The 21,931-nt window shown below is 37.6% G+C and carries 19 protein-coding genes; 14 read left to right on the top strand and 5 right to left on the bottom strand.

What is annotated here, in order from left to right:
- Positions 1-35 precede the first annotated feature (35 nt).
- The 3 genes from QH639_RS05480 to QH639_RS05470 all read right to left on the bottom strand — a co-directional run bounded on the left by QH639_RS05480 (position 36) and on the right by QH639_RS05470 (position 3,911).
- On the bottom strand, positions 36-2,147 hold the full coding sequence (locus tag QH639_RS05480) for an MMPL family transporter (RefSeq protein ID WP_131520895.1): 2,112 nt from the start codon (positions 2,145-2,147) through the stop codon (positions 36-38).
- A 105-nt stretch (positions 2,148-2,252) separates the two neighbouring features.
- Entirely contained in the window at positions 2,253-3,269 is a 1,017-nt protein-coding gene (locus QH639_RS05475) for an inorganic phosphate transporter (RefSeq protein ID WP_004231925.1), read from the bottom strand.
- 21 nt (positions 3,270-3,290) lie between these two features.
- Positions 3,291-3,911 carry a DUF47 domain-containing protein gene (locus QH639_RS05470; RefSeq protein ID WP_004231927.1) on the bottom strand — a complete coding sequence of 207 codons (621 nt, stop codon included), beginning with the start codon at positions 3,909-3,911 and terminating at the stop codon, positions 3,291-3,293.
- Between the two features lie 425 nt (positions 3,912-4,336).
- On the opposite strand from QH639_RS05470, the gene QH639_RS05465 reads away from it, so the two are divergent.
- Both QH639_RS05465 and QH639_RS05460 read left to right on the top strand, forming a co-directional pair.
- Positions 4,337-5,023: an ABC transporter ATP-binding protein gene (locus QH639_RS05465; RefSeq protein ID WP_004231931.1), complete on the top strand. Its 687-nt coding sequence runs from the start codon at positions 4,337-4,339 to the stop codon at positions 5,021-5,023.
- A gap of 1 nt (position 5,024) precedes the next feature.
- The gene (locus QH639_RS05460) at positions 5,025-6,344 is read left to right on the top strand and encodes an ABC transporter permease (RefSeq protein ID WP_131520893.1); all 1,320 of its coding nucleotides are present in this window, start codon (positions 5,025-5,027) and stop codon (positions 6,342-6,344) included.
- Between the two features lie 62 nt (positions 6,345-6,406).
- Here QH639_RS05460 and QH639_RS05455 read toward each other — a convergent pair whose 3' ends face one another.
- Positions 6,407-7,567 carry a class I SAM-dependent methyltransferase gene (locus tag QH639_RS05455; protein ID WP_131520892.1) on the bottom strand — a complete coding sequence of 387 codons (1,161 nt, stop codon included), beginning with the start codon at positions 7,565-7,567 and terminating at the stop codon, positions 6,407-6,409.
- 198 nt (positions 7,568-7,765) lie between these two features.
- On the opposite strand from QH639_RS05455, the gene putP reads away from it, so the two are divergent.
- The 12 genes from putP (at position 7,766) to QH639_RS05395 (ending at position 21,312) form a co-directional block, all read left to right on the top strand.
- On the top strand, positions 7,766-9,253 hold the full coding sequence (gene putP / locus QH639_RS05450; protein WP_066038005.1) for a sodium/proline symporter PutP: 1,488 nt from the start codon (positions 7,766-7,768) through the stop codon (positions 9,251-9,253).
- A gap of 133 nt (positions 9,254-9,386) precedes the next feature.
- Positions 9,387-10,673, top strand: a complete 1,287-nt coding sequence (hflX, locus tag QH639_RS05445; RefSeq protein WP_066038006.1) for a GTPase HflX — start codon at positions 9,387-9,389, stop codon at positions 10,671-10,673.
- 400 nt (positions 10,674-11,073) lie between these two features.
- Positions 11,074-12,561 carry a peptide MFS transporter gene (locus QH639_RS05440; RefSeq protein ID WP_048394189.1) on the top strand — a complete coding sequence of 496 codons (1,488 nt, stop codon included), beginning with the start codon at positions 11,074-11,076 and terminating at the stop codon, positions 12,559-12,561.
- A 205-nt stretch (positions 12,562-12,766) separates the two neighbouring features.
- Positions 12,767-13,912 carry a M20 peptidase aminoacylase family protein gene (locus QH639_RS05435; protein WP_131520889.1) on the top strand — a complete coding sequence of 382 codons (1,146 nt, stop codon included), beginning with the start codon at positions 12,767-12,769 and terminating at the stop codon, positions 13,910-13,912.
- Positions 13,912-14,736 (top strand): GNAT family N-acetyltransferase, encoded by an 825-nt coding sequence (locus tag QH639_RS05430; RefSeq protein ID WP_131520888.1) that lies wholly within the window; start codon positions 13,912-13,914, stop codon positions 14,734-14,736. Before QH639_RS05435 ends, QH639_RS05430 begins: the two co-directional genes overlap by 1 nt.
- A 21-nt stretch (positions 14,737-14,757) precedes the next feature.
- Positions 14,758-15,864 carry an o-succinylbenzoate synthase gene (menC, locus tag QH639_RS05425; protein WP_131520887.1) on the top strand — a complete coding sequence of 369 codons (1,107 nt, stop codon included), beginning with the start codon at positions 14,758-14,760 and terminating at the stop codon, positions 15,862-15,864.
- Positions 15,865-15,915: 51 nt separating this feature from the next.
- Positions 15,916-16,968 (top strand): YkvI family membrane protein, encoded by a 1,053-nt coding sequence (locus QH639_RS05420; RefSeq protein WP_131520886.1) that lies wholly within the window; start codon positions 15,916-15,918, stop codon positions 16,966-16,968.
- A 284-nt stretch (positions 16,969-17,252) separates the two neighbouring features.
- Positions 17,253-18,203: an ABC transporter permease gene (locus tag QH639_RS05415; RefSeq protein ID WP_131520885.1), complete on the top strand. Its 951-nt coding sequence runs from the start codon at positions 17,253-17,255 to the stop codon at positions 18,201-18,203.
- Positions 18,196-19,149 carry an iron chelate uptake ABC transporter family permease subunit gene (locus tag QH639_RS05410; RefSeq protein WP_131520884.1) on the top strand — a complete coding sequence of 318 codons (954 nt, stop codon included), beginning with the start codon at positions 18,196-18,198 and terminating at the stop codon, positions 19,147-19,149. Before QH639_RS05415 ends, QH639_RS05410 begins: the two co-directional genes overlap by 8 nt.
- Entirely contained in the window at positions 19,146-19,907 is a 762-nt protein-coding gene (locus QH639_RS05405; RefSeq protein ID WP_131520883.1) for an iron ABC transporter ATP-binding protein, read from the top strand. The genes QH639_RS05410 and QH639_RS05405 overlap by 4 nt, the downstream gene beginning before the upstream one ends.
- A gap of 63 nt (positions 19,908-19,970) precedes the next feature.
- Positions 19,971-20,996 (top strand): siderophore ABC transporter substrate-binding protein, encoded by a 1,026-nt coding sequence (locus QH639_RS05400; protein WP_131520882.1) that lies wholly within the window; start codon positions 19,971-19,973, stop codon positions 20,994-20,996.
- Position 20,997: 1 nt separating this feature from the next.
- Positions 20,998-21,312 (top strand): antibiotic biosynthesis monooxygenase family protein, encoded by a 315-nt coding sequence (locus QH639_RS05395; protein ID WP_237898801.1) that lies wholly within the window; start codon positions 20,998-21,000, stop codon positions 21,310-21,312.
- Between the two features lie 79 nt (positions 21,313-21,391).
- Here the strand turns inward: QH639_RS05395 and QH639_RS05390 are convergent, their stop codons facing one another.
- The gene (locus QH639_RS05390) at positions 21,392-21,931 is read right to left on the bottom strand and encodes a C40 family peptidase (protein ID WP_481817322.1); all 540 of its coding nucleotides are present in this window, start codon (positions 21,929-21,931) and stop codon (positions 21,392-21,394) included.

Below are 21,931 nucleotides of genomic sequence, written 5' to 3'. Positions count from 1 at the left end.
CCACCTCCTTTTAAAGGAGGTGGATTTTCTTTATGTTATTTACTTTTCTTTGAGAAAGGAAGCCACCAGTTCCAATCACCAAACAGCTTCATAAGACTAGGTACAAGCATAAGACGAATAATCGTTGCATCAATGGCAACAGCAATAGCAATACCCACACCAATTTGCTTCACAGGCATTACATCTGTGAAGGCAAATGCACCTGTAATAACAATCATGATAAGCGCTGCCGACGTAATTATTCGGCTAGTGGATGTTAAGCCATCAATTGTTGCGCGCGTATTATCGGAGCCCTTTAAATATTCCTCTTGGATACGAGAAATTAAAAAGACTTCGTAGTCCATACTTAAGCCAAATACAAGACAAAAAACAATAACTGGAATGATTAGCACAATGGAGCTTGCTTCAATACCAAAATGACCATATTGGAAAATATAAACGAGTATACCGAATGCAGATGAAAGCCCAATAATGTTCATGATTATTGCCTTTAATGGAATTAAAATAGAACGGAATGCCAACATTAAAATAAAGAATGTAGAAACGATAATAATTGCTATAGCTAAAACAATTTTATTAGCAATTTCATCAAAGATTTCTTGGTTGAATTTAGCTGGTCCACCAAGTGCAAAATCCACGCCCAGGTCTTTGTCCATCCATGTTCGGGCAAATTTTTGAGCTGTAGAGGAAGAACCTGCTGCATCAATTGTAATTGGAACAAATAGCTGTGTATCCTTTGAAAATGAATTAATAACAGGTTTTAATTGTTCAGCAACCTGTGGAATAGCTAAAGAAGCAGAAAGCTCCTCTGGTGTTTGAATGTTAGCAGCTGTATAAATAGTTGAAACATTAGTCACTAATGGGTCCTTTAATAGCTTTTCTTGAATCGTATAAATTAGCTCTCTACCCTCAGTATCCTCCCAGCCATCTTTTCGTTCAGCCAACAAATACAATGTAGAGGATTCAGCTAGTCCAAACGTTTCATCTAATTTATCGTATGCTGCACGAGCATCATATTTCGTAGGTAAGGAGTCCACCTGTGGAATGGTTAATTGGATATCCTTTAAAGGGATCATGCCGATGCCTAGTAATAATAATGCTGAAATCACTATAGCTACTGGATGCTTCATGACAAAACCTGCAAAGCCACGCCAACGATTTGCCCCACCTGGTTTAACGCGTATTAAGCGCCATTTATTAAGTCTATCTCCTAATAGCATCATAGTGGCAGGAAGTAATGTTAAGCCAGAAAGAACGGCTAACAGGACGACTATAGTGCCTCCTAGGGCGATATTATGAAAAATTTCTACATCAATGACAATCATAGCACCTAAGCCAATCATGACACAGACTGCGGAGAAAATGATAGAACGACCTGCTGTCTGAATAGCAGTTTGAATGGCTTGAGCAATAGAAGTATGTGTGCGTTCTTCTCGGTAACGATTAATAAACAGCAACGCAAAATCAATACTTAAAGCCAGCCCAAGCATTGGAACAATATTTAAGACGAAAATAGATAGATTGACATTAGCACTGAGCAGCGTCATCATACCAAAGGCGGTAACCACTGTCACAACACCAATGACGATTGGCAAAATAGAAGCAACAACTGTACCGAACGCTAATAAGAGAACCACGATGGCAATTGGCAATCCAATGGCCTCAGCTGATGCCAAATCCTTTTGACTAGCAGTATTTATGTCAGCAGATATAACAGGCCCTCCAGTGATACTAATGCCGTCTTTTTCAATTAATGAACGGCATTCCTCAACAATGTCAGGAAGGTTTTCTACATCGTTCTTTATGTGAACCATCGCATAGGCAATACCATCTTTCCGTAAAGAGGAGTCTTCTAAAGGTGATTGAATAGAATGAATCTCTTTTATGCTATCTAATTTTTTTAAAGTGTCTTCAATTTTCTGATCATCAGCTGGATCAAAGACAACCAAAATCGTATTAGATGGTAAATCAAATTTTTCTGCTAGCTCGTTGGTAACATAGGTATGATCTGCTTCGACAAAGAAACCATCACCTTGAAGTTTGCCTGGAAGCTGTAAAGCAAAGTACGCCATTGCTAGAAAAATAATAAGCCATATGACTACGATTGCTTTCGCATGTGCTGTAATAAAAGCTGAAAAAGTTTTCATAGTTGTTTATACATCCCCCTTTTCAATTAGTGTAAAGGATGTGTCACATTTTGTCGTGTGACAAAGTAAAGACTCCCATCCACTTTTTGGACAGGAGTCTTACTATTAAAAGAATAATGATAATATGAAATAAATAACAGATGCCATAACGGCAGAAATTGGCATTGTAATCACCCAAGTAGTAACAATCTTTCGAGCCATACCCCAGTTTACACCACGCACACGCTGTGCTGAACCGACACCCATAATGGACGAAGAAATGACATGTGTTGTTGATACTGGTAAGTGGATTAGCGTAGCGCCAAAAATAACAGTAGCAGATGCTAAATCTGCCGCAACACCATTAACAGGGCGGATTTTCATAATCTTACCGCCTACCGTTTTAATGATTTTATAACCACCAATTGAGGTACCTAGCCCCATTGCTGTAGCTGCAGCAGCACGCACCCAGAAAGGTATTTCATCTCCAGTGTGCAAGCCACCAGCGATTAACGCCATTGTCATAATCCCCATCGCTTTTTGCGCATCATTTGTACCATGGGTGAACGATTGGATGGCAGCAGTAAAAATTTGCATTGTACGGAAACCCTTATTCGTCCGATATAAATTTAAATTTTTAAACCATAATTTAAAAAGAGTCATCATAATAAAGCCTGCACAAATAGCAAGTAAAGGTGAAAATACTAAAGCCATGATGATTTTAGTAAAGCCGCCATAGTTTAACACATTAAAACCAGCGGATGCGATTGCAGCACCGGCAATAGACCCAATTAATGTGTGTGAAGAACTTGACGGTATACCGAAATACCATGTCAGTAAATTCCAAATTATGGCTGAAATTAATGCAGCTAAAATAACGACTGAGCCAGTTGTGTCTCCTTCAAAAGCATTTAATGCAAAAGGATCTACAATATCTTTTGTTAGAGCTTTTGCAACCCCTACAAAGGTGATAGCGCCAATAAAGTTCATAGTTGCCGCCATGATGATTGCCGTGCGTGGCGGCAAAGCTCTAGTAGAAACCGAAGTTGCAATAGCATTTGCTGTATCATGGAAGCCATTGATAAAGTCAAATGTTAGGGCAAAGATGACGACCAGTACGGTTAAGATAATGATTGTGTTCATTGTAAAGTGCCCATCTCCTAATTATGCGTTACGCATGATAATTGTTTCCATAGTATTTGCTACGTTTTGACAATGATCAGCGATATCTTCAAGTTGTTCATAAATATCCTTAAATTTAATGAGGCGGATTGGATCCTTTTCATTTAAAAATAACTTCTTAATAGAAGTACGTTGTACCTCATCACATTCACGTTCATAGTCTTTAATAAGAATTGCGTGTGGACGCATGCCAATTAGATTCTTTTTCTTTAACTCTTCTGTCGCTTTGACTATTTCATCAGCACTTTTTGAAATAAACCCTAAGAAAATGCGCATAGATTCATCAATCTCAGTGAGCGAAAACATTTCAAAGTGTGCAATACAGTGTTCTGTTCCATCTAAAACATCATCCATACGAATGGCGAGCTCTAAAATATCCTCACGTTCAATAGGTGTCATGAATGATTTGTTTAACATGACAATCAGTTCATGAATAAGCTTATCACCAGCAGTTTCATAATTTTTCATTGTAATGCTAATCTCTTTTAGGTCAGCTACACTGTTAATACGAAAATCATTTGCGTAATGTACAGCCTCTCTCATATTTTCAGCAATTTTATGCAATGCAATAAAGAAAGGGTCTTGTTTTTTTGAGTTAAGCATGTGAATCGAATCCTCCTGGATATAAATAAATTAATCGACCTCTAAACTTTACTATCATAACAAAATCTTTAATTTATCTACATAAAAATTTACTAATCGACACGAAAATTTACATTGCTGTAATATACAATTCGTTCACAAAATGTGAGGTAATCCAACTGTATTTATTTTTATGAGTACAGATAAAACCTTGTTATAATGGGCAATTATCCTATTACGCTGACTTATTAGTACAGATTAAGACACGAAAGATAATAGAAGGTAATAAAAATAGCGCATTCGAATTGTAAAGGTATTGTAAATTCATTTGATAACCAGAAGAGTACCTTCTTATTCTTAAGAATATCTTCATTTTTATCCTCCCTCTTTATTAAGAATTGTTTACTACAATGGAAAATGAATAGGAAAGGAGCGTTTATTAACTAATGATTCAGGTTGAAAACTTACAACATACATTTTTAATTGGAAAACGAGGGAAGGAAAAGCAAGTGCCGGTATTGAAAGGTGTGAACTTCGAGGTCAATAAAGGAGAAATTGTTGCCATTGTAGGTAAAAGTGGCTCAGGAAAATCGACCTTATTACAAGTTCTAGCTGGTTTTATGAAGGCTGAACAGGGCTCTATTAAAGTAAATGGAAAGGAAACAGCCCATCTAACTGAAACAGAAAGTGCTGCCTTCCGTTTACGTCAATTTGGTTTTATTTTTCAAAACTTTCAATTGATGCCTGGCTTAACTGCTTTTGAAAATATCGAATTACCTTTAAAGCTACAGGGTTTGCGTAAGGCTATGCGCAAAGAAAAAGTAAAGAAATTAATGGACAAGGTTGGTTTGACAGAAGTAGCAGACCATTATCCCAATGAATTGTCAGGTGGACAGCAACAGCGTGTCAGCATTGCACGAGCCCTTATTACGAATCCTCCTATATTACTTGCTGATGAGCCAACAGGGAGTCTCGATTCAGAAACCGAGCAGGATATCTTATTGCTTATTCAAAGTTTAAATCGTGAATTAGGGCTAACTTTTGTCATTATCACGCACGATGAAGAAGTAGCTACGATCGCACATAGACGCTTCCGCATGTACGATGGAGAACTTGTAAAGGAGGAAGCTTAACATGTTATTTAAGGATCAATTAGATTTTGTAACACAGCATATCAAGAAAAATAAGCTGCGTGTGTTTATGACGATACTAGCTGCAACGATGGGCTGTGCCTTTCTAATCGTGCTAGCATCCGTTGGTTTTGGTTTACAGGAATCTTTACGCAATGAAATTCTATCAAACGAAACAGTTACAAAAATTCAAGTATATGGCGATAAGCAATTAACTGAAGAACAAGTACAAGAAATTAAAAAAATGGAACATGTAGAAACAGTGCTTGAAACAATTAGTGTCAATGCTTCCGCACAATCATTTTTTGAAGATCGTGATACAACTTCTAATTTAATATTGTCAGATATGCAGGACTTTGAACAGGTAAATGGAAAGCTTGCAAAAGGGCGTTATCCAACAAAATCTAATGAAATTGTTGTAGGCTATCATTTTGCTCAAACATTATTGAATGACACAGAACGTGATGTCATTGCGGAAAAAAGTAAAAAGGCTGAAGCAGAGGGTACGTATTATGATGGTAGTGAAGAGGGCTATAAAGAATCATTAATTGGAAAAAACATAGACCTGTCGTTAGTTCCTCACACGGGTACAAATAATGAAACACAAAAAATGAGCTATACAATTGTTGGCGTAATGGAGAAACCTTCTTATGATTGGATGGTTGATAACGCTATTCATATGGATAAAGCGCAAAAGGCAGTATTAGTTGAAAATTTATCTACAACTAATAACATGGCAGAGAATGAGCTGTTTTACTCTGAATTTAATATTTTTGCGGATACTTTAGAAAACGTAAAGCCGATTTTAGAGAAGTTAAAAGATAAGGGCTATAGCGTATATTCAGTAACAGAGCAACTAGATCAAATGAATGTATTTTTCCTTGTATTAAAAATTGGCTTAATCTTTGTTGGCACAATTGCTGTGTTGATTGCTTCCATTGGTATTTTTAATACAATGACAATGGCTGTCACAGAGCGAACACGTGAAATTGGTGTGTTAAAGGCAATTGGGGCAAGTCCAAAGCTTATTCAACGATTATTTTTAATGGAGAGCACATTTATCGGCATTTTTGGTACGCTAATTGCGGTTGTCATCTCGTATGCTATTAGCTTTGCAGCTAATGCAGCATTACCATTAATTCTTAAGGCGGCAACAGGGGAGGAAGCTTTCGCAACAAATGATATAACATTTTCTCTTATTCCATGGCAACTAGTCATTATTGCAGCAGCCATTAGTGTTGGCGTAGCGATGATTTCAGGTTATCGCCCAGCACGTAAAGCAACAAAAATCGACGTTATTCAAGCTTTACGACAAGAGTTATAATAAAAAAGGCGGTCCAATCAACATTGGATCGCCTTTTATTTGGATTGAAGTACATCTGTATGTTATAAATACTCTTTTAACTCATTCGCTAAAAATGGTGTTGCATTCAATAATTTTAAGAAGGCATCATAGCTGGCACGTTGCTCTTCATTTGGTTTTTTACCTGTTTGATAGGCTCGAATTAATATGTTTTTAGGTGTATTCTCCATATCGATAAACTCTAAAAGCTGTGCCTCATAGCCAACAAGCGATAAAATTTCAGCTCGAATAGCATCTGTAGCAAGTGCCGCAAATCGCTCTCGAACAAGTCCATGTTGCAACATAATATCGAGAGCAGGTGTATTTAGTTGACGATTTAACTCATGCTGACAGCAAGGCACACTTAGAATGACACTTGCTCCCCATTTCACAGCACGAGCCAAGGCCATATCTGTCGCTACATCACATGCATGGAGTGTCACCACCATATCCACAGCACTTTCATCATTATAATCATTGATATCTCCTACAAGAAATTCTAGCTGATCATAGCCTAGATCCTGTGCTATTCTTGAGCACTCTTCAATAACCTCTTTTTTTAAATCTAAACCAGTAACACGAATGTCTAAGCCTTTTTCAATTTTTAAATAATGATACAAAGCAAAGGTTAAGTAGGATTTACCTGAACCAAAATCTAAAATCCTCACCTGTCGATCCTGAGGTAAATAGGTTAAGGCATCATCAATAAATTCAATGAAGCGGTTAATCTGTTTAAATTTATCATACTTTTGTTTCTTAACCTTTCCTTCTTCTGTTTGTACCCCCAGTCGAATTAAAAATGGATAGGGTTGATCATCAGATAGTAAATAATTTTTTTTACGATTATGGCTTAGATGGACTTGTTTAGGTGAAGCTGTTTTATCTGATTTCCAAAGGACTTTGTTCTTTTTTGATAATTGTACTTGTACCGTTTCATCTACGAAATCAATATGAGCTTGACGATACTCCTCAAAAAACGCGTCAAGCTTGGAAGGTAAACGAGCCAATAGAATATTTTCATGTTTTAAAATCCGTTCATATTGGTATTCAATTTGTATATGGTACTGATTTTTTAACATTAATGGTTTTAATTTTATACGTTTTATTTCATTTGATTTCATACGTGGTTGACTGATTGTAGCTGTCACAAGCTTTTGTTGCAAAATTTGCTCAGTGAGCAGAGCTTTCATTTCTTCAAATGTCATACATTTTCGCCTACTTTATTGTGTTATAGATGGCACTAGTTTAACACATTTTATAAAAGACAATGGCATCTTTGGTATTCGGAATAAATTTAATAAAAATTCCGAGTATTTATAGGTGGAATTGTATATTCGTGGTATCTTAAATACAGGAATTCTTTTTAAATTGGTGATACTAAGGATTAATAAGGAGGAGAAAATATGTCGGATAACATGTATCAATTATTAGCGATTGTTATTTATATGATCGCCATGCTAGCAATTGGCTGGTATGCATTTGTTAAAACATCTAATTTAACAGATTATATGCTTGGCGGTCGTTCCTTAGGTCCAGCGGTTACTGCGCTAAGTGCGGGTGCTGCGGATATGTCTGGCTGGCTCCTAATGGGCTTACCAGGTGCGATATTTTTATCAGGTCTTGTGGAGGCTTGGATTGCAATTGGATTAACAATAGGAGCTTACCTAAACTGGCTACTTGTGGCACCACGTTTACGGGTATATACACAGGTTACAAATGATTCCATTACTATTCCAAGTTATTTGGATAATCGATTACGTGATCATACGAAGCTTATTAGAATTGCTTCAGGTATCATCATCCTCATATTCTTTACATTTTATGTATCGTCAGGAATGGTAGCAGGGGGCAAGTTTTTCGATAGTTCTTTTGGTTATGAATACCATACAGGCTTATTAATTGTGTCAGCTGTAGTTGTAGCATACACTCTTTTTGGCGGATTTTTAGCGGTAAGTTATACAGACTTCTTACAAGGTCTTATTATGTTTTTAGCACTTATTATGGTACCGCTATTTGGCTTATTTGTAACAGGTGGTATAGGTGAAACCATTTCATCTATTAAATCTGTTGATCCAGATCTTCTAAATTTATTACCAGCCACTGCGACAGCAGCAGGGATCATTTCTTCAGTTGCTTGGGGATTAGGCTATTTTGGGCAGCCTCATATTATCGTCCGCTTTATGGCGATTAGTTCCGTTAAAGAAACGAAGCAAGCTCGACGCATTGGTATTGGCTGGATGATGTTAAGCTTATTTGGAGCTATTGGAACTGCCTTGGTGGGTGTAGCCTATTATCAGCAAAATGCTGGTGAGCTAAAAGACGCTGAAACAGTATTTATTGTACTTGGTCAGATTTTATTCCATCCATTTATAGCAGGTATTATGCTGGCGGCTATTTTAGCAGCTGTTATGAGTACAATTTCTTCTCAATTAATCGTAACTTCTTCAGCACTTGTAGAGGATATTTATAAAGCATTATTTAATAAAACAGCAGACGATAAGCATTACGTTTTTGTTGGGCGTATGGCTGTATTAGTTGTTGCAATTATTGCAGCAATACTAGCGTGGAATCCAGATAGTTCTATCTTAAGCTTAGTTGGCTTTGCTTGGGCAGGATTCGGTGCAGCCTTCGGACCTGTTATTTTACTTTCTTTATATTGGAGAAAGTTAACGAACTACGGAGCACTTAGCGGAATGGTAACAGGGGCTGCAACTGCGTTTATTTGGGGTAAAGTAGATGCTTTATCAAGTGCGTTGTACGAAATTGTTCCTGGCTTCATTGTTTGTTTAATTGTTGCGGTTGTTGTCAGTATACTGACATATAAACCAAATAAAGAAATTGAAGAAGAGTTCACACGCTCAGAAGCCCTGCTAAAAGAAGAAAGAAAATAGTTGAGATGCGCCTTTACATGAGGCGCATTTTTTAGGAAAGTTAACGATGATCTTCAAATACGAAAAAGGGTATATTATGGTAAGATGAAGAAAATTTGTCGTAGCGACACCAAGCTTTGGTGGGAGGTTTCTAATGGATAGAATTAAGGAAGTTGATGTATTAATTGAAAAGGCCATACTAGTTGGCGTGAATTTACGAAATGATGAGCACTTTGACTATTCTATGGAAGAGTTACAAAATTTAGCTGAGGCCTTGCATGTAGAAGTGGTTGGGACTGTCACGCAAAATTTGGAACGTGTGACACCTTCCCATTATGTGGGTACAGGTAAAATAGAAGAAATCAAAAATTTTTATGAAGAAGCACAAGCAAACCTCGTGATTTTTAATGATGAACTGTCTCCTTCGCAAATCCGTAATTTGGAGCGTGATTTAGCAACGAAGGTCATTGATCGAACAATGCTTATTTTAGATATTTTTGGAAGGCGCGCAAAAACACGTGAAGCCCAAATGCAGGTGGAATTAGCACAGCTTCAATATATGCTACCTCGTTTAGTGGGTTTGCATGCCTCTTTAAGCCGTCAGGGTGGAGGTACTGGGGGAGGATTTAAAAACCGTGGTGCTGGTGAGACAAAGCTGGAATTGGATCGACGAAAAATTGAAGATCAAATTGCTAAAATTAAAAAGGATCTAGAGCACGTTAAGGAACAGAGAGAAACGCAGCGTAAACAGCGTCGTAAAAACGCTCTTCCGGTTGTATCGATTGTAGGCTATACAAATGCTGGGAAATCAACGATTATGAATCAACTGCTTACACAAATAGGACAAGAAGAGCACAAACAAGTCTTTGAGAAGGATATGCTTTTTGCTACCCTTGAAACTTCTGTTCGTCAGATTGAGCTACCTGATAAGAAGACCTTTTTACTGACAGACACTGTAGGCTTTGTTAGTAAATTACCTCACCATTTAGTGAAGGCATTTCGCTCCACTTTGGAAGAGGCGCGAGATGCGGACCTTTTACTCCACGTGGTGGATGTTTCGAATACAGAGCACGGATTTATGATGGATGTAACGAACGAAACACTTAAAGCAGTTGGTGTTGAGGACATTCCGACAATCTATGTATACAATAAAGCAGATATAGCAGATGTTCCATATCCTGTGGTAAGTGGAGATAATATTTGGATTTCAGCAAAGCAGGGGGTTGGTTTAGAAGAATTAGTACAGCTAATTCGTCAACACATCTTCTCGCATTACGTAACGTGTGAAATGTTAATACCTTATGATCATGGGAACGTTGTTTCTTATTTAAATGAGAATGCCTCTGTTTTTAATACAGCCTATGAAGAGGGTGGGACATTATTGTCTCTTGAAGTAAAAGCAGCAGATTACGCAAAGTATCAGCACTATGTAATTAATTAAAAAATGTACTTCCCAAAGCATGCCAAAAGATTTTTGGCATGCTTTTTGTGATTAGAGGGAATAGTAGAATCTAGAACAAAGGTAAAACGTGTACTCAAGAAATTGTATTAATTTTCAAGTAAAGTAAGGAATCTGAATTTTAAATATTTTAGAATAATTCATTGTAAATTTAAAAATCTTTTAGGGATAAAGTGTGAGAAAACTTAGATATATCAAAGGATTTAATAATTTATCTAATAATCAATCAGAATTTATAGAAAAATGACAAATTTTCAACATTTTTTAAAACTCTTGCTAAAGTTTATAAAACGCTTTAGTATGATGAAACAAAGTTTTTTTATCCTTATATTAGGGTAGTTGTGTTTTTGTAGAATAATTTTTTATTGGGAGAGGGTATTGTATGTCTAGTAAAGATGAAGTTGTAAAATCTGTCCCTCAAAATGGTTTTGTTGGACACCCTAAAGGGCTCTTTACTTTGTTTTTCACAGAATTTTGGGAACGTTTCTCGTACTATGGTATGCGAGCAATTCTTATCTTCTTTATGTATTACGAATTACATGACGGGGGCTTAGGTCTAGACCGCGGAACAGCAAACTCTATTATGGCCATCTACGGCTCACTTGTTTATATGTCTGGAATTATAGGTGGATGGATTGCCGACCGAGTTTTAGGAACACGAAAAACCATTTTTTATGGTGGCGTGTTAATTATGATTGGTCATTTACTGCTAGCATTGCCTGGTGGTGTGAGCATGTTATTTGCTTCCATGGCATTTATCGTTATGGGTACTGGTTTATTAAAACCGAACGTTTCAAGTATTGTTGGGGACATTTATGCTGAAACAGATAGCCGTCGTGATGCAGGTTTTTCTATTTTCTATATGGGTATTAATATGGGAGCATTTATTGCACCTTTTATTGTCGGAACAATTGGACAAAAATATAGCTTCCACCTTGGCTTCGGTTTAGCGGGTCTAGGTATGTTTATTGGTTTAATTGTTTATAAATTAACAGAGAAAAAATATTTAGGCTTAGCGGGCTTACAAGTAAACAACCCATTAAAGCCTGAAGAACGTAAAAAAGTCTTTACGCAATTCGGAGTTGCAGCTTTACTTATTATCATCTTGGGTGCTATCGGTATTAAAACTGGTACTTTAACAATGAATGTATTTAGTTTAATCATCACAGCTCTAGGTGTATTAATTCCAACTGCATTCTTTATTTATATGTATCGCAGTAAAAAAACAACAAAGGATGAAAAGTCTCGTCTACTTGCTTATATTCCTTTATTTTTATCAGCTGTAATGTTCTGGGCTATTCAAGAACAAGGAGCAACTATTTTAGCGACTTATGCAGATGAGCGTACACAGCTAAGTTTTGGTGGTATTCAGCTTCAATCTTCTTGGTTCCAGTCATTGAACCCATTATTTGTTATTACAATGGCCCCATTATTTGCGATGCTATGGCTTAAATGGGGAGACAAGCAGCCGACAACACCACGTAAGTTTTCATATGCATTGTTCTTTGCGGGTCTATCATTCTTAGTGATGATGATTCCAGCACACCTGTCTGGTGGAGATACATTAGTGAGTCCTTTATGGTTAGTATTGTCATTCTTCTTAGTGGTTGTTGGTGAGCTATTATTATCACCAGTTGGTCTATCTGCCACAACGAAATTGGCACCACAGGCATTCGCAGCGCAAACAATGTCTTTATGGTTTTTAACAAGTGCAGCAGCACAAGCAATTAATGCGCAATTAGTTAAGGTCTATGAAGTTGTAAGCGAATTCACATACTTTGGTTTCTTAGGTACCTTATCTATTGTAGTCGGGATTATTATATTGGTGCTTTCACCAATTATTTCAAAAGCGATGAAGGGTATTAATTAAATGAAAGATGCAAGTACAGTTATTAAAAAAACTGTACTTGCATCTTTTTTTGCTATCTAAATAAAAGTCTATCTAAGAAGCTGAGAGCGAAATATATTATCGTAAGTAGTTATTTTGTTGAATGTGGGTATAAGTTTCTATGTAGAAAATTATCATTTTCGTTATAATAATTTTAATAATATGAAAATTTAAGGGGTTGGAATCTATGAAGGAAGAGTTAGATTATTTGAGGCCAAGATTAATGGAGATTTTTACGTATTTACATGCAAATCCAGAAATCAGTTGGCATGAAGTAGAAACCACCAATTATATAGTGGAGCTATTAACACAGGAAGGCTTTTCCCCAATACGATTTAAAAATTCCACAGGATTATATGTTGATGTGGGCAACGGTGACCCCAAAGTAGGGCTAAGAACTGATATAGATGCCTTATGGCAAGAAGTAGATGGTCATTTCCGTGCGAATCATTCATGTGGACATGACGGTCATATGACGATGGCCATTGGTACACTATTACTTTTAAAAGAACTACAGCAATCTATAAATGGTACAATCCGCGTTATTTTCCAACCTGCTGAAGAAAAAGGAACAGGAGCATTATCTGTACTAGAAGAAGGTGTTATTGATGACTTAGATTATTTATTTGGTGTCCATGTAAGACCTGTTCATGAGCTAGAGGACGGCACTTATTGTGCAGCCTTATATCATGGTGCCTCTCGTTTACTTGAAGGCGAAATTATCGGAGAGGATGCTCATGCTGCAAGGCCACACCTTGGTATTAATGCCATTGAAGTAGGTGCAACAATCATCGAAGATTTGCGAACCATTCATACAGATCCTATGGTCCCTGTATCTGTTAAGATGACGAAATTCCATGCAGGGGGAGATTCGGGCAATATTATCCCAGGTAATGCCTCATTTACGATTGATATTCGTGCACAGCAAAACAAGGTGATGGACGATTTAGCACAAGGCGTAAAGCGTGTGATCGATTCATCTAAATTGTTGCATAAGGTACAAATTGAATTACGTACGGTGGCCAATATCGTAGCTGCTGAAGTTGATACAAGTGCTCAATATTTGATGGAGCAGGCAATTATACAGGCTGCTGGATTATCAAATTTAAGAAAGCCTGTTCATACACCTGGAGGAGAGGATTTTCACCATTATGCTGTACAACGGCCGCATTTAAAAACAACCATGCTGGGCTTGGGTTGTGGATTAACACCAGGCTTGCATCATCCGAAAATGAAATTTAAACAAGCAAGACTTGTCACAGGAGTGGAGATACTTACAAGAGCAGTTTTATTAGCTTTGGAATCAGGGCATAAAAAGGAGGCGTCAGCGTAATGTTAGAGCAAGTGCGAATTCACAAAGTAACGACACCGAAAGAAATTGCAGAGATCCAAAAATTAAATGCTGAAATATGGGGCAGCCAAGCAATCCCCTCCCATCAATTACTAGCTGCTGTACAAAATGGCGGAATCGTATTAGGAGCGTATTTCGATGAAAAGCTAATTGGCTTTAACTATTGCTTCGTTGGCTATCGGAATAGAGAAATGTACTTACATTCGCACATGATTGGTGTAGAAAAAGCATATCGTGAACAAGGTGTGGGTGAATTATTGAAGCATGCCCAACAAGAATATGCAAAAGAGCATGGTTTTCAACTTGTCCGCTGGTTAATTGACCCATTAGAGGCGCGTTTAGCGAATCTAGCATTTCTAAAATTGAACGCCACTAGTTATCAATATGAAAATGATTATTATGGTCCGCTTCGCGATGACTTTAATGAAGGACTACCTTCAGATAGACTAGTCGTTGAATGGTGGATCGAGCGTGATCAAATGGCAGATAGCCTTGATGAATTAGAAGAGGGGGCACAGAAAATAGTACCTTGGACATTAACAGTAGATGGATTACCAGTTCTAGATGTAGAAAATACATTTCAGTTAAAACAATCCTTTTATAAAGATGCCTATCTTTTACCGATCCCTCAATCTCTACAGAAAATGAAAGTGGAAAGTCCAAAACTTGCAGAGGACTGGCGTTATAAAATTCGCACAATCTTAACAACATTATTTAACCAAGATTATGCCATCGTACGCATGAAGAAACATCCAGAATATGTTCATAGCTATCTGTTAGTCAGACGCTCCTTATTAGCTTTATAATAATGATAAGGAGTGAACAATGTGAGATTAGAAAAGATTACATTAAGGCATTTGAAAATGCCTATGAAAGCACCATTTACTACGAGTTTTGGCACAGTTGATGAAAAGGAAATGTTACTGATAGAAGCAAAAGATGAATCAGGGACGACGGGGTGGGGAGAAACTGTTGCTTTTGTAGCACCATGGTATACGGAGGAAACATTAAAGACAACATGGCATATGCTACAAGATTTTTTGATACCCATCTTGTTACATAAAGAGATTGGGCATCCAGATGAGGTAACCTCATTATTTGCACCTATTCGGCGAAACTGCATGGCGAAAGCTTCAATTGAGGGTGCTGTATGGGATATCTATGCTCAGCAAACAAAGCAATCACTTGCACAGGCGTTAGGTGGTCAAAAACAACGTATTGAAGTAGGAGTCAGTGTGGGTATCCAACCCTCTATCTCTCAGTTAATAGCATTAATAAAAGGTCATATTGAAAAAGGCTACAAAAGGGTGAAGATTAAGATAAAGCCTGGAGAGGATGTAGAGGTAGTACAGGCAATTCGTGCGGAATTTCCAAATTTACCCTTGATGGTAGATGCAAACTCTGCTTATACATTAGATGATATAGAAATACTACAGCAGCTTGATGACTTTAATTTATTAATGATTGAACAACCATTAGCTACTGATGATATTGTCGATCATGCAACATTGCAGAAAAAGTTAAAAACGCCTATTTGCTTAGATGAAAGCATCACCTCCTATGAGGATGCCAGACGAGCAATTGAACTTGGAAGCTGTGGTGTCATAAACATCAAGATTGGACGAGTAGGTGGTTTAACGGAAGCAATACGAATCCATGACCTATGTAAAGCAAACCATATTCCAGTTTGGTGTGGTGGTATGTTAGAGGCTGGAATTGGACGAGCACATAATGTTGCCTTAACGTCTCTTAGTCAATTTATTTTACCTGGCGATACAGCAGGTTCTAGTCATTATTGGTACGAGGATATCATTGATCCTGAAGTAAAAGTCAAAGATGGCTATATTGAGGTACCCCAGTCGGTAGGTATTGGTTTTAAGCCTGATATGGCTGTGATTGATAAATTAACAATTAGCAAAGAAATCTATCAATAAGGCAGTACTTAGTCGATCATTTAGTATTTAGGAAAACGAGGAGAGAACTGATTGAAAAAAAGCTTGCAAATCGGTGGTGCCTATGTGGGGATTATCGTTGGAGCAGGATTTGCATCTGGGCAGGAAATTGTCCTTTATTTTACAAGCTATGGCTTTAAAGGAATATATGGAGCATTGTTAGCTATGGTTGGTTTCTCAATTGTTGGCATGTGTGTTGCTCAAGTGAGCTCTAGGCTTCGCACATCGTCCCATAAGGATTTGATCTATCAAATTTCAGGGAATACTATGGGCTTTGTATTGGATATAGTGCTATCACTCTTTTTATTTGGTGTAGCTGTCATCATGTTTGCTGGGGCTGGTGCAACATTTCAGCAAATGTTTGGACTGCCTATTTGGCTAGGGAGTATTTGTATGATCTTGCTTACAGTAGCCACTGTCATGATGGATGTGAAAAGCATCATTAATATCATTGCACTTGCCACACCGTATCTACTAACCGTCGTCTCCATCATCGCTATCTATGCTATTGCAACGATGGATTTTACCTTTGCAGAGCAAGCCGTTATTGCTCAACAGGCTCAAATAAGTGAGAAAAGTTGGTGGGTAACGGCTTTATTGTACATGTCGTTTAATGTAGGGGTTAGCTTCTCTTTATTGACTGTTATGTGTGGCTCCATACGCAATCATAAGGTAGCTGGCATGGGTGGTATAATTGGTGGGATTTTGTTAGGTGCTTTAATCTTACTTGTGAATTTCTCCCTTTTAGCAAAGATGAATATCATTGTTGGACTAGACATTCCGATGCTAGCGTTAGCGAATGAAATTCATCCGATTGTTGGAGTGTTAATGACTATTTCTCTTTTAGGAATGATTTATAATACGGCAGTAGGGATGCTATATTCCTTTATGGTAAGGTTTTTCGAGCCTAGTAGAGCAAGCTTTAGGATCGCAGTTATATTTATAGGTGGTCTCGGCTTTCTAGCAAGCCTTGTAGGGTTTACAACGCTAGTAGCTAAACTATATGCAGTGATGGGCTATGTAGGGTTAGTATTAATCATATTCATTATTTCTGCATGGTTAAGAGGCACTAAAAAAATTATCTAATATAAAAATGGTAATTGAGGGATAGATTTTATTCTCAATTACCTTTTTATTTGGATAAAAATATTGTAGAAATAGTGAATTATTTCTGTTGATTGATTTACGGTTATACTGATATTTCGTTAATTTGGCATATTTTTTAGTTAATCATTCATAAAACGAGAATAATTCTCATTTGCTTGTTGACTGAGAATAAAATCATGCTTATAATGGAAAACGTGAGTAATGATAATCATTTTCACTAATAAGTAAGTTACACACAAAAATGAAATCTACCGGGGATTACTATGAAAATAAGATATCTTTTAACAGCAACTGTTTTGCTGTCTATTGTGTCGCTATTTATCGGAGTAGTTGATATTAAGCCTAGCGACCTATTAGACTTCCAATCAGAAGAGGCTAGACTATTTTTAATTAGTCGTGTACCTAGACTTGTTGCAATCTTGCTAGCAGGTGCAGGTATGAGTATTGCTGGTTTAATTATGCAAAGCTTAAGTAGGAATAAATTCGTTTCACCAACAACAGCTGGTACATTAGATGCCACACGGTTGGGTGTATTGATTTCCATGATGTTCTTTTCGAACGTTACGTATTTCCAAAAAATTTCCTTCGCTTTCATATTTGCTTTAGCCGGCACATTACTATTTATGCAAATATTAAACCGAATTAAGTTTAAAGATGCGATTTTTATACCGCTTATTGGCTTAATGTTTGGGAATATTTTGTCCTCTGTTACAACATTTTTTGCATATAAGGCGAATATCATCCAAAACATTTCTGCATGGTTACAAGGAGATTTTTCATTAATCATGAAAGGCCGTTACGAACTGTTATATGTAAGTGTACCAATACTCATTTTAGCTTATATTTACGCAAATCGTTTTACAGTAGCTGGGATGGGGGAGGATTTTGCAAAAAATCTTGGTCTATCCTATAAATTTGTAGTCAATTTAGGCTTGGTGTTGGTAGCTCTTATCTCCACGACAGTGGTGTTAACAGTCGGTATCATTCCATTCCTTGGTTTGATTATTCCGAACATTATTTCCCTGTTCAAAGGTGATAATTTGGCAAAAACCTTGCCGCACACAGCATTACTTGGTATGTCATTCTTATTATTCTGTGATATTTTAGGACGAGTACTGATTTTCCCTTATGAAATACCAATAAGTATGACTGTTGGTGTAATTGGAAGTGCCATCTTCCTATTCATGTTGTTTAGGGGGAGAGCCTATGCGTAATCGTACAAAAATGTTCATTTTACTAGGTCTCGCTGTTATAGCAGTTGTCCTATATTTATTTTGGGAACTCAATGGTAATTATCACTATGCTTTTCCACGCCGTGTCATAAAGGTTGTGGCAATGGCATTAACGGGTATAGCAATTGCCTATTCAACCGTAGTTTTCCAAACAATTACACATAATCGTATTTTAACGCCAAGTGTCATGGGTTTAGATGCTTTGTATATGTTAATTCAAACATGCATCTACTTCTTCTTTGGCTCTACATCCATATTAGTTATTAATATCTACTATAATTTTACGCTTGCAATTGGGGCGATGATTCTATTCGCTTTAATTTTTTACCGAGTATTGTTTAAAGAAGGAAAACGACCGATTTATTTTCTACTGCTTGTAGGAATGATTGTTGGTACGTTTTTAGGAAGTATTACTACGTTCTTCCAAGTATTAATAGATCCGAATGAATTTTTAGGCTTACAAAGTAAAATGTTTGCAAGTTTCAATAATGTTAATTCAGATTTAGTTTGGCTGGCAGGCGTTATCATTTTAATAACGTTTATCTACGGCGCTCGTCACATGAACCAATTAGACGTTATGTCTCTTGGACGAGACACAGCTATAAATTTAGGTGTACCTTACGATAAGCTGGTACAACGTATGTTAATTTTAGCTTCAATTTTAATTGCTGTTTCGACAGCGCTTGTTGGTCCGATCACGTTCTTTGGTTTAATCGTTGCAAATTTATCATATCAGTATTTCAGAACATACAAGCATTCCATCTTAATTACTGGCTCCTGTGTAATGAGTATTGTAGCTTTAGTCGGTGGACAGTGGATGGTTGAACGTTTATTTAGTTTCACTACTACACTTAGTGTCATTATTAATTTTGTGGGTGGGGTTTACTTCATCTACTTATTATTAAGAGAAAGTAGGTCAGCAGGATGATACAAGTCAAAGAAATCACAAAGTTTTTTGGTAAAAAACCTGTCGTTCAAGATGTAAGTGTTGATATTGTTTCAGGAAAAATCACATCGTTTATTGGACCGAATGGTGCAGGGAAGTCCACGCTACTTTCTATGGTGAGTCGTTTACTGAATGCAGATACTGGCGAAGTACTACTCGATAAGGCAGATGTACGTAGCTGGAAATCGGATGATTTTGCTAAACGTGTATCGATTTTAAAGCAGTCCAACTTTATGAATGTTCGTCTAACGATTCGTGAGCTTGTATCTTTTGGCCGTTTCCCTTACTCAAAAGGGCACTTAAAACCTGAAGACGAAGAAAAAGTGGACGAAGCTATTCGCTATATGAATTTAGAAGATATGCAACATAATTATTTAGATGAACTATCAGGTGGTCAACGCCAGCGTGCATTTATCGCAATGGTTATTGCCCAAGATACTGAATATATCTTACTGGACGAACCATTAAATAATTTAGATATGAAGCATTCTGTCCAGATTATGAAGATTTTACGTAAGTTGGTTGATGAGTTAGGCAAGACAGTGATTATCGTTTTACACGATATTAATTTCGCTTCTGTATACTCTGACCATATTGTTGCATTAAAAGATGGCCGTGTTGTTAAAAATGGTCCTACAAATGACATTATTAACTCACATGCATTGAAGGAAATTTATGATATGGATATTCCTGTTCAAGAGCAGGATGGCTGTCGAATTTGTGTTTATTTTAATTCGTAAAAATAGTTCAAGATGGATGCACATCTAACTATCAAATCATTTAATTAAAGGAGAAATTTCACAATGAAAAAATGGAAATTACTTACGATATTAATGGCTATGATGCTATTAGTATTAGCTGCTTGCGGTTCGAAAGATGAAGCAAAAGAAGATGATAAAGGTACTTCAACTGACAAACCAGCTGAGGAACAAAATGAAGAATCATCGGTATATCCACTAACAATTCCAGGTAGTACAGTTGAAGGTCGTGATGGTAGTACAACATTTGAAGAAGTAACACTTGATAAAATGCCAGAAAAAGTTGTTGTTTTTGATAATGGTTTCTTAGATACATTAGATGCTTTAGGCGTTAATCCTACTGCAGTGGTACAAGACTCATTACCAGCATATTTAAGCAAGTTTAAAGATAGTACTTATGTAAACGCAGGTACATTATTCGAGCCTGATTATGAAAAATTATCTGAAATTAACCCAGATATTATTTTCATCTCTGGTCGTGCTTCAGCAGCTTATGCTGAATTATCTAAAATTGCTCCTACAGTATACATTGGTGTAGATAATACTAACTTCTTAGAGTCATTCAAAGCGAATACAGAATTAGCTGGCAAAATCTTTGGTAAAGAAAAAGAAGCGGCAGATGCAATTGCTGCTTATGAAGCAAAAGTAGAAGAAGTAAAAGCTAAAGCTACTGCAACAGAAGAAAAAGCGTTAATCGTTTTAGGTAGTGAAGGTTCATTATCCGTATTCGGTCCTGGTTCACGTTTCGGTGTGATTTATGATGTATATGGTGTAAAAGCTGTAGCTGAAGCTGGTGGCTTCAAAATCGAATCACATGGTGATAATGCAAGCTTTGAATTCGTACGTGAGAAAAACCCAGATATCTTATTCGTTATTGACCGCGACGCTGTTGTAAATGAAAACGGTGAATCAGGTACAAAAGCTGCAATTGAAAACGAAATCGTAAGTGCAACAAACGCTGTGAAAAACGGTAAAGTATTCTATCTAGATCCAGAAATTTGGTACCTTTCAGGTGGCGGTTTACAATCAGAAACACAAAAAGCTGAAGATGTATTAAAGGCGTTCAACTAATATGTTTGTACAAATTAAACGTATTGTTGTGACGGAAGGGAATTCGGATAAGGTTGTGGATCGTTTTGGTGGTAAGCCAAACAGTCCCTCATTACTTGAACAACAACCTGGCTTCATTGATAAGCAGGTACTTGTAAAGAAAGTTCGCCGTGGTGATGAAGAAGTGCTAGTGATGGTTCGTTGGGAATCGGAAGAAGCATGGAAAAATTGGGAGAAGAGCCCTGAGCATATTGCAGGCCATAAGGCAAGTGCAGGTAAACCGAAGCCTGATCATATCATTGAAAGCGGTCAAGAAGTTTATTATGTAAAAGGTTAATCATCTAAAGGTGTCTCAAGGGATTGAGACACCTTTTCTTGTTGTTGAAAAAAGAATGTCACTAGCAGAAAAAGCCCTTTTAGCAAGGTGAGGGGTTGATTTCCGTTCCGCCAGCGTCCTTTCCAGGGGGCGTCCGATGAGCCGCTTCACTCACTTGCGCTCGCTCCAGGGTCTCCTCAGTGACGCTAAATCCCCTAGGCGTGACGCTGGCTCCACTCCAATCAACCATTCTGCAAGCATCCCGGAACAGCGTGTAACAGTCCGTCACCCCGTGCTCAAAGCGCCGCCCGGTGAGATGCGGCACACAGCGGAACTTATGAATCGTCCCCCGGCAGACCAGCCACCACGGCAAATCACTCTGCACCTGCAGCCGCCTGTCGGCCTCACTCAGCCAGGGCAGACCACCGGGGTGACTGTGGACCAGCGCCACAATCTCACCCTGCATTTTGGCCTGCAGCCAGTCCTCCGGAGCCATCCGGAAATAATCCTCCGGCTCAGCGGAGATATTCACGCAGGGAAAATATCTTTCTCCCTCCGGTGTTCTCACCACGAAGCCGCACGACTCCGCTGGCGCACATCGCCTGGCGTGCGCCAGAATCGCTGATTCAGTTTCTGTCAT

The organism is Lysinibacillus sp. 1 U-2021, from assembly GCF_029916965.1.
Classification (GTDB): Bacteria; Bacillota; Bacilli; order Bacillales_A; family Planococcaceae; genus Lysinibacillus; species Lysinibacillus capsici.
Note: the sequence above shows the minus strand (reverse complement) of the source record. Positions and strands in the feature narration are given on the sequence as shown.